This is a genomic window from Cellulomonas hominis (assembly GCF_005239125.1).
Taxonomy (GTDB): Bacteria; Actinomycetota; Actinomycetes; order Actinomycetales; family Cellulomonadaceae; genus Cellulomonas; species Cellulomonas hominis_A.
The window spans coordinates 1-8,721 of sequence record NZ_SZYE01000168.1; the positions used below are offsets into that span (position 1 = coordinate 1).

Sequence of the window (8,721 nt, forward strand, 5' to 3'; positions counted from 1 at the left end):
CGCGCCGGTCATCGGCGCCGCGGCGACGACCGCCCGGCCGCGGACCCCGTGGCGACCGCCCTCGCCGTGCCGGTCGCCGCGCAGGCGGTGTGCGCGCCGGTGCTGCTCGTGCTCACCCCGGCCGTCCCGGTGTACGCCGTGCTGGCGAACGCCGTCGCCGCCCCGGCGGTGGCGCCGGCGACCGTCGGCGGGCTGCTCGCCGCGGTGCTCGGTCCGTGGTGGCCGGCGGGGGCCGCCTGGTGCGCGCAGGGGGCGGGTGCCGCGTGCTGGTGGATCGCCCGGGTCGCCCGCACGGCCACCGGGCTGCCGGGCGCCCAGGTCGCGTGGGCGGGTGGCGCGCTCGGCCAGGTGCTCCTCGCGTGCGCGTGCGGCGCGGCGCTCGTCCTGGTGCTCCGCTGTCGGCGGGCCGTGGGACGCTAGGCACGTGCCTGCTCCCACCTCCGCCGCGCGCCGACCCGCCCGGGGCGGCCGCGGGTCGTCCGCCCCCGCCGGCCTCGCGTGGGACGAGGTGGGGATCGCCCCCGTCGTCCTGATCACCGGGCCCGAGGAGCTGCTCGCGGAGCGCGCCGCCGACCGGGTCGTCGGGCTCGCCCGCGAGCGTGCCGCCGAGGTCGAGGTCAGCCGGCTCGACGCCGCGGCGTACGGTGCCGGCGAGCTGCGGCTCGTCACGAGCCCGTCGTTGTTCGCCGAGGACCGGGTCGTGGTGGTCGAGAACGTCGAGAAGGGCACGGACGACCTGATCCTCGAGGCGACCGCGTACGTGGCCGCCCCGCAGGACGACGTCGTCCTGGTGCTCCGGCACGGCGGCGGCCAGCGGGGCAAGCGGCTGCTCGACGCCGTGCGGGCCGCCGGTCACCCCGTCGTGGTGTGCGAGACGGTCAAGCGTGACGCCGACAAGGCGTCGTTCGTCACGCAGGAGCTGCGGCGCGCCGGCCGGCGGATGGAGGCCCGTGCCGTCCGGTCGCTGGTGGACGCCGTCGGCAGCGACCTGCGTGAGCTCGCGGCGGCGTGCGCGCAGCTCGTCGCCGACACGACCGGCGTCATCAGCGTCGAGGTCGTCGAGCGGTACTACGGCGGCCGGATCGAGGCGACCGGGTTCCGCGTCGCCGACGCCGCGGTCGACGGCAACGCGGGGGAGGCGGTCGCGCTCCTGCGGCACGCGTTCGCCACGGGCGTCGACCCGGTCCCGCTGGTCGCGGCCCTGGCGGCCCGGCTCCGGGTGCTCGCGAAGGTGTCGGCGGTCCGGGGGCGCGGGCCCGGCGCCGAGCGCGACCTCGGGCTCGCCCCGTGGCAGGTCGACCGGTCGCGCAAGGAGCTGAACCGGTGGACGCCCGAGGCGCTCGCGTCCGCGATCACGGCCGTCGCGCAGGCGGACGCCGAGGTCAAGGGGGCGAGCCGCGACCCGCGGTTCGCCGTCGAGCGCGCGGTGCTGCGGATCGCCGCCGTCGTCCGGCGCTGACCGCTCCCGCGACGGCGCCGGCCACGCCGGCGTGCGGCGCTGCCCGGCCGATCAGATGTAGTGCTGCCCCAGCGCGTTGGTGCCCGGCCGCAGCAGCGGCGCCGCCGACCGGTCGACCAGCAGGCTCCGCTCCAGCAGGTTGCCCTGGTACAGGTCGAACCCGAGGCGCCGCCCGGCCTTGAGCTCGGCGCTCGTCTCGACGAACTCGGCGATGAGCAGCGCGCCGTGCGAGCGGGCCAGGTCGACGACCGGCTCGCCCTCGAGGTCGAGGTCCCGCGCGTCGATCTTCACGAAGTCGGCCTGGGGGAGGAGCGTGCGCTGGTCCTGGCGGGAGACGAAGCCGGCCATCGCGATCCGGAAGCCCTGCTCGCGGAGCCGGCGCACCCCGCGCAGCACGTCGCCGTCGATGCGGGTGGTACCGGTGATCTCCACCACGAGGCGGTCGGGGCGGTTCGGCAGGTGCAGCTCGCCGGTGAGGAAGGCGCGGGGGCACCGCGCGAACAGCCAGCGCCCGTGGCCGACCTCGTCGACGTCCGCGCGCCCGAACGTGGCACGCAGCACGGCGCTCGTGGCGCGCTCGTGCTGGAGCTCGCTCCACGCGCCGGCGTCCGCCGAGGTGGCGCCGGGCACCCGGAACGCGAGCTCGTAGCCGAAGGGGTGCAGGCGCGGGGAGAAGATCCCCTGCCTCCCGACGACCACGCGCTCGCTCGCCACGTGCCGGTCCCACTCACGGCGCAGCACGTCCGGGATCGCGGCGTCGATCTCGTCCGCGAGCCGTCGCTCCACGTCGCCCTGTCCCCTGGTCATGTCATCCATGACACCACAGTCAGCGCCGCATGACACGGGTTCGGCGCTCTCACATGGGGTGATATCGCGCGATGACGCGGCAAAGTGACGTCTGATTCACCCGATTGGGCGGAACCGCGTCAGAACTGCTCAGGAGGTGGTGCGAAGCGCATCGCATCAGTCATGATCGTCGTGACAGCCAGTCAACATTCTGTGACAGGAGAACCCCCCATGCGTACTTCGATCAAGGCCATCGCCACCGCCGCCCTCGCCCTGACCCTCACGCTGGGCGCCTCGGGTGCGGCCAACGCCGCCGGCGGCTTCACGATCCAGAGCGGCGCGACGGGCTGCTGCCGGACCGTCGCCTGAACGCCTTCGGGGCGTCCCGGCTCGCTCTGCCGACGCCACCCGCGTGCGGCGAGCCGGGACCGAGTCGTGGCGGACGGGTGACAGGCTCGCCGTCACGAGGCGTCATAGGTACAGTGACACCCATGACGACCATTGCTGACCGCGTCCGCCAGGCGCGGTTGGCCGCTGGGCTCTCCCAGACGGCCCTCGCCGGAGACGCGCTCTCGCCGAGCTACATCTCGCTGATCGAGTCCGGCCGGCGCGAGCCGACCGACGCGGCGCTCGGCGTCATCGCCGAGCGGCTCGGGTCGACGGTCGAGTACCTCAAGCACGGCGACGAGGGGCCGGCCGAGGCGCGCGCCAAGCTCGCGCTGGACTACGCCCGCCTCGACCTGGTGTCGGGGGAGGCCACGTCGGCCCGCGACCGGATCCTCGCGCTGGACCTCGAGCCGGTCACCCGGCAGGTGCGGGTCGAGGCACTGCTGGCCCTGGCGCAGGCGCACGAGATGCTCGGCGACCTCGAGTCGGCCGTCGGCGTCCTGGAGCCCCTGCTCACGCAGGCGCGGGCCGAGCAGCACCACCTCGACGCCGCCGCCGCGGCCACCGCCCTCGTCGCCTCCTACGTGGAGTCCGGCGACCTCGGACGCGCGATCGAGGTCGGCGACCGCCAGCTCGCGGAGCTGGAGGAGGCCGGCCTCACCGGCACCGACGAGCACCTCCGCCTCGGCTCGACGACCCTGTGGGCGTACGTCGAGCGCGGCGACCTGCTGTACGCGACGCACCGCGCCGCCGAGCTGATCCGCCAGGCGGAGTCGCTCGGCACCCCGCGCGGCCGCGGGTCGGTCTACTGGAACGCGGCGCTCGTCGCGGAGCAGCGGCACGACTACGGCCTGGCCAAGCGCTACACCGAGCGCGCGCTCGCGCTGCTCGGCGAGGGCGAGGTCAGCCGCGACATCCCGCGTCTGCGCCTCAACTACGCGTGGCTCCTGCTCCGCAGCGACCCGGCCGAGCCGGGGACCGCGCTGGAGCAGCTCGAGCGCGCCGCGCCGGAGCTCGAGGTCTCGGGCTCCGAGGTGGAGATGGCCCGCCTGGACGTCGAGCGGTCCCGCGCGCACCTCATGCAGGGCGACCCGGTCGCGGCCGAGTCCTACGGCCGCGCGGCCCTCGACCGGCTCGGCGACCAGCCCCGTCTGGACGGCGCGGCGGCGCAGCTCGCGATCGGCGACGCGCTGCACGCCCGCGGCGAGGTCGAGGCGGCGTCCCGCGCGTACCGCTGGGCGGCCGACATGCTCGGCATGATGTCCGCGTCGCGGCAGTCCGCGGCGGTGTGGCGCGAGCTCGGCGACCGCTTCCTGGGCCACGGCGACGTGACCGGGGCGGCACAGGCGTTCGACCGCGCACTGCGGGAGGCGGGCTTCCGGCCGGCCGTGCCCGCGGTGCTGTGGGAGGCGTGGAGCGCGGTGGCTCAGGACTGAGCGACCGCGTTCCCCACGGGCAGGCCTCGGCCTGACCCGCACAGAGGGCGTCACCCCGCAGGGGGGGTGACGCCCTCGGCGTGTTTCGGGGGCGCCCCGCGCCCGGCGCCGTGCGTCCCGGCGTGCCGCCGCTCCGCCGAGGATGCAGCAGACGTCGCCATCAGGCGCGCGAAGGCAGCATGTGCCGCAACCTCGCCGGGCCGGTCGTGGCCGGGGGCTTGGGCGCGGGCGGGGTGCGGGTCGGGCGTGGGCCGGGCGTGGGTGGGACGACGAAGGGCGCCACCCCGTGGAGAGGGTGGCGCCCTTCGTCGGAGGCGTGCGGTCGCGTCAGAGCGCGTTGACCGACTTCGCCAGCGCCGACTTCTTGTTGGCGGCCTGGTTGGCGTGGATGACGCCCTTCGAGACGGCCTTGTCGAGCTTCTTCGAAGCAGCGACCAGCGCGGTGCTCGCGGCGTCCTTGTCGCCACCGGCGACGGCCTCGCGCACGCGGCGCACGAACGTCTTCAGCTCGGACTTGACAGCCTTGTTACGCAGGCGCGCCTTCTCGTTGGTGCGGATGCGCTTCATCTGGGACTTGATGTTGGCCACGGTGTGGACTCTCTTCGTGTGTTCGCCGGAGCGAGAGGAACAAGGTCGTAGAGGGCGCGTCCGGCGCCGGGACTGGGGCGTGGGGACACCCGCGGAGAGGAACCGGACTTGTGCCCGCCGACCCGGGCGGACACGCGACTGACAAGCCTACCAGGACGGCGGCCTCCGGACGACGCGGCGGGTCGCGGCGGCGAACCGTCAGGGGGTGAGGGGACGGGCGAGGGCCGCCGTCAGCGCCCTGGCGTCGCCCGTGACCGTCAGCGCCGGGTCGTCGGGTGCCGTCCGGCGCCACAGCAGGAGCGCGAGCGCGCGGGCCGGGCCCGCGACCGTCACGCGTGCCGCCGCGCCGCCCGGACCGCCTGCGCCGCCCAGCGTCCACCTCCGCCCCGCGTCGGCCGCGACCAGCCCCACGGGCGCGTCCAGCGGGGCCATCCGCCCGAGCCGCACCTGCCGCGGCGTCATCACCGTCACCACCTCGTCGACCGTGTCGGCCCACAGCGCGGGGTCGTCGACGGGGTGCGGCGCCCCGGCGGCCCCGGCGAGGTCGTGCAGGTGGACCAGGGTCTCGTGCAGCTGCCGCCGGTGCCAGAACGCGGCCGGCCCGGGTCCGACCAGGGTGGAGGCGGGCGCGTCCGGGCCGAGCGACCGGAGGGTGTCCTGCAGCGCGTCCGCCTGCTGCCGGTAGAACGCCCGCAGCGCCGCGGGCTCCCGCGGCGCAACCGGGTCGGCGCCGTCGTCGTCCAGGCGCCGCGCCATCGCCGCGGCCCAGCGGTGCACCCCGCCGAGGTGCAGGGCGAGGTCGGTCACGGTCCACGGGGCGCAGGCCGGCACGGGGGCGTGCGGGTCCGCCGTGGCGAGCAGCGCGGCGAAGGCGTCCTGGGCGGCGGCGAGCGCGTCGAGCAGGGCGGTCCCGGCGGCCGGGGCGGTGGTCCCGGCGGGGCGCGGGACGGCGACAGCTCGGGTCTCGGGCGCGGGCATGGGACCATGGTGGCAGTCCGACCCTGCGAAACCGAGGGAGCACGTGTCCCCGATCCCGAGCGCCGAGCAGTCCCGGCGCATCACCCCCGCGGCGACCCCGCCCGAGCTGCTGCGCAACTTCTGCATCATCGCGCACATCGACCACGGCAAGTCGACGCTCGCCGACCGCATGCTGCAGCTGACCGGCGTCGTCGACTCGCGCGCCATGCGCGCGCAGTACCTCGACCGCATGGACATCGAGCGCGAGCGCGGGATCACCATCAAGTCCCAGGCCGTGCGCATGCCCTGGGCGATGGGTGACACCCCCTACGCGCTCAACATGATCGACACCCCGGGCCACGTCGACTTCACCTACGAGGTGTCCCGGTCGCTCGCCGCCTGCGAGGGGGCCGTGCTGCTGGTGGACGCCGCGCAGGGCATCGAGGCGCAGACGCTCGCCAACCTGTACCTGGCGATGGAGAACGACCTCCAGATCATCCCGGTGCTGAACAAGATCGACCTGCCCGCCGCGCAGCCGGAGAAGTACGCCGAGGAGCTCGCGAGCCTCATCGGCGGCGACCCGGCGGACTGCCTCAAGGTGTCCGGCAAGACGGGCGAGGGCGTCGAGGCGCTGCTGGACCGGATCGTCGAGCTGGTCCCGGCCCCGACCGGGGACCCGGACGCCCCGGCCCGCGCGATGATCTTCGACTCGGTCTACGACACGTACCGCGGCGTCGTGACCTACGTGCGCGTCAAGGACGGCAACCTCAACCCGCGCGAGCGGATCGCGATGATGTCGACCAAGGCCACGCACGAGCTGCTGGAGATCGGCGTCATCTCGCCCGAGCCCGTCCCGACGAAGGGCCTGGGCGTCGGCGAGGTCGGCTACCTGATCACCGGCGTGAAGGACGTGCGCCAGTCGAAGGTCGGCGACACGGTCACCAACGCGAACAAGCCGGCGACGGACGCGATCGGCGGGTACTCCGACCCGAAGCCGATGGTGTTCTCCGGCCTGTACCCGATCGACGGCTCCGACTACCCGGTGCTGCGCGATGCGCTCGACAAGCTGAAGCTGAACGACGCGGCCCTGAACTACGAGCCCGAGACGTCGGTCGCGCTGGGCTTCGGGTTCCGCGTCGGGTTCCTCGGCCTGCTGCACCTCGAGATCATCCGGGAGCGGCTGGAGCGCGAGTTCAACCTCGACCTCATCTCGACCGCGCCCAACGTGGTCTACGAGGTGACGATGGAGGACCGCACGGTCGTCACCGTCACCAACCCGAGCGAGTTCCCCGGCGGCAAGATCCGCGAGGTGCGCGAGCCGATCGTGAAGTCGACGATCCTCGCCCCGAGCGAGTTCATCGGCGCGATCATGGAGCTCTGCCAGGGCAAGCGCGGCGACCTGCTGGGCATGGACTACCTGTCCGAGGACCGCGTCGAGATGCGCTACACGCTGCCGCTCGCGGAGATCGTGTTCGACTTCTTCGACCAGCTGAAGTCCCGGACCCGCGGCTACGCGAGCCTCGACTACGAGCCCGTCGGCGAGCAGGTCGCGGACCTGGTGAAGGTCGACATCCTGCTGCAGGGCGAGCAGGTCGACGCGTTCAGCTCGATCGTGCACAAGGACAAGGCGTACTCCTACGGCGTGATGATGGCGTCCAAGCTCAAGGACCTCATCCCGCGCCAGCAGTTCGAGGTGCCGATCCAGGCGGCCGTCGGCTCGCGGGTCATCGCCCGCGAGACCATCCGCGCGATCCGCAAGGACGTCCTCGCCAAGTGCTACGGCGGTGACATCACCCGCAAGCGGAAGCTGCTGGAGAAGCAGAAGGAGGGCAAGAAGCGCATGAAGACCATCGGCCGGGTCGACGTGCCGCAGGAGGCCTTCATCGCCGCGCTGTCGTCCGACGCGGGCGGCGCGAAGGACGCCAAGGACGCGAAGAAGAAGTGAGCCCGGCGCTCCCGGAGGGCGACGCCGCACCCGCGGACGGCGCCCTCCCGGCCTCGGTGCGCGACGGCGCCGACCGCCGCGGGTTCGGCGTGTACCTGCACGTGCCGTTCTGCACGGTCCGCTGCGGGTACTGCGACTTCAACACGTACACGGCGACCGAGCTGGGCGGCGGCGCGTCCCAGGTGGCCTACGCGGACACGGCGCTGGCGGAGATCGCGCTCGGCGCCCGGGTCACGCGCGCCGCTGGCCTGCCCGAGCGGCCGGCGTCGACCGTGTTCGTCGGCGGCGGCACGCCCACGGTGCTGCCGGCCGGCGACCTGGTCCGGATGCTCGACGGCGTGCGCGGCGCGTGGGGACTGGCGGACGACGCCGAGGTCACGACGGAGGCGAACCCCGACTCGGTGACGCCGGAGTCGCTGGCCGAGCTGGCCCGCGGCGGGTTCACGCGCGTGTCGTTCGGCATGCAGTCGGCCGTGCCGCACGTGCTCGCGACCCTGGAGCGCACGCACGACCCGCGCCGGATCCCGGACGTCGTGCGCTGGGCGCGGGACGCCGGCCTGGCCGTGTCGCTCGACCTGATCTACGGCACGCCGGGGGAGTCGCTCGCCGACTGGCGCACCTCGCTGGAGACGGCGCTGGCCACCGGCGTCGACCACGTGTCGGCGTACGCGCTGGTCGTCGAGCAGGGCACGAAGATGGCCGTCCAGGTGCGTCGCGGCGACCTCGCGCTGCCGGACGAGGACGACCAGGCGGCGAAGTACGAGCTCGCCGACGACCTGCTCACCGAGGCGGGCCTGCACTGGTACGAGGTGAGCAACTGGGCGCGCACCCCCGCGGACGCCTGCCGGCACAACCTCGCGTACTGGCGCAACGACGACTGGTGGGGCGTGGGCCCGGGCGCGCACAGCCACGTGGGCGGCGTGCGGTGGTGGAACGTGAAGCACCCGCGCGCCTACGCGGCGCGGCTCGCGGCGGGGGAGAGCCCGGCCGCGGGGCGCGAGACCGTCGAGGACGCCTCGGCGCGGCTGGAGCGGGTGATGCTCGGCGTGCGGCTGGACGAGGGGCTGCCCGTCGAGGCGCTGAGCCCGGCCGGGCGTGCCCGGGTGGCCGGGTTGGTCGCCGACGGGCTGGTCGACGCGCGCGCGGCGCTGGGCGCCGGGGGC

At 74.6% G+C, this 8,721-nt stretch carries 9 protein-coding genes; 6 read left to right on the plus strand and 3 right to left on the minus strand.

Annotated features, from left to right (window positions below):
• Together FA014_RS15785 and holA are read left to right on the plus strand one after the other, a co-directional pair.
• A partial coding sequence (locus tag FA014_RS15785) for a ComEC/Rec2 family competence protein (protein WP_195969320.1) occupies nucleotides 1-420 on the plus strand: 420 nt, incomplete at its 5' end.
• Nucleotides 421-424: 4 nt separating this feature from the next.
• On the plus strand, nucleotides 425-1,459 hold the full coding sequence (gene holA / locus FA014_RS15790) for a DNA polymerase III subunit delta (protein ID WP_419178415.1): 1,035 nt from the start codon (nucleotides 425-427) through the stop codon (nucleotides 1,457-1,459).
• Between the two features lie 51 nt (nucleotides 1,460-1,510).
• Here the strand turns inward: holA and FA014_RS15795 are convergent, their stop codons facing one another.
• The gene (locus FA014_RS15795; RefSeq protein WP_154730605.1) at nucleotides 1,511-2,266 is read right to left on the minus strand and encodes an EAL domain-containing protein; all 756 of its coding nucleotides are present in this window, start codon (nucleotides 2,264-2,266) and stop codon (nucleotides 1,511-1,513) included.
• Nucleotides 2,267-2,476: 210 nt separating this feature from the next.
• Here FA014_RS15795 and FA014_RS15800 point away from each other — a divergent pair, with 210 nt between their 5' ends.
• Both FA014_RS15800 and FA014_RS15805 read left to right on the plus strand, forming a co-directional pair.
• The gene (locus FA014_RS15800) at nucleotides 2,477-2,614 is read left to right on the plus strand and encodes a hypothetical protein (RefSeq protein ID WP_154730606.1); all 138 of its coding nucleotides are present in this window, start codon (nucleotides 2,477-2,479) and stop codon (nucleotides 2,612-2,614) included.
• A 122-nt stretch (nucleotides 2,615-2,736) separates the two neighbouring features.
• A complete protein-coding gene (locus FA014_RS15805; protein ID WP_154730607.1) occupies nucleotides 2,737-4,068 on the plus strand; it encodes a helix-turn-helix domain-containing protein in 1,332 nt (443 codons plus the stop codon).
• A gap of 327 nt (nucleotides 4,069-4,395) precedes the next feature.
• On the opposite strand, the gene rpsT is transcribed toward FA014_RS15805, so the two are convergent.
• Nucleotides 4,396-4,656 (minus strand): 30S ribosomal protein S20, encoded by a 261-nt coding sequence (rpsT, locus tag FA014_RS15810; RefSeq protein WP_154730608.1) that lies wholly within the window; start codon nucleotides 4,654-4,656, stop codon nucleotides 4,396-4,398.
• Between the two features lie 198 nt (nucleotides 4,657-4,854).
• Nucleotides 4,855-5,634 (minus strand): maleylpyruvate isomerase family mycothiol-dependent enzyme, encoded by a 780-nt coding sequence (locus tag FA014_RS15815; RefSeq protein WP_154730609.1) that lies wholly within the window; start codon nucleotides 5,632-5,634, stop codon nucleotides 4,855-4,857.
• Nucleotides 5,635-5,677: 43 nt separating this feature from the next.
• Here FA014_RS15815 and lepA point away from each other — a divergent pair, with 43 nt between their 5' ends.
• Together lepA and hemW are read left to right on the plus strand one after the other, a co-directional pair.
• Nucleotides 5,678-7,558: a translation elongation factor 4 gene (lepA, locus tag FA014_RS15820; RefSeq protein ID WP_154730610.1), complete on the plus strand. Its 1,881-nt coding sequence runs from the start codon at nucleotides 5,678-5,680 to the stop codon at nucleotides 7,556-7,558.
• Nucleotides 7,555-8,721 (plus strand): radical SAM family heme chaperone HemW (hemW, locus tag FA014_RS15825; protein ID WP_154730611.1); only part of this gene is annotated, 1,167 nt, incomplete at its 3' end. The genes lepA and hemW, both read left to right, overlap by 4 nt.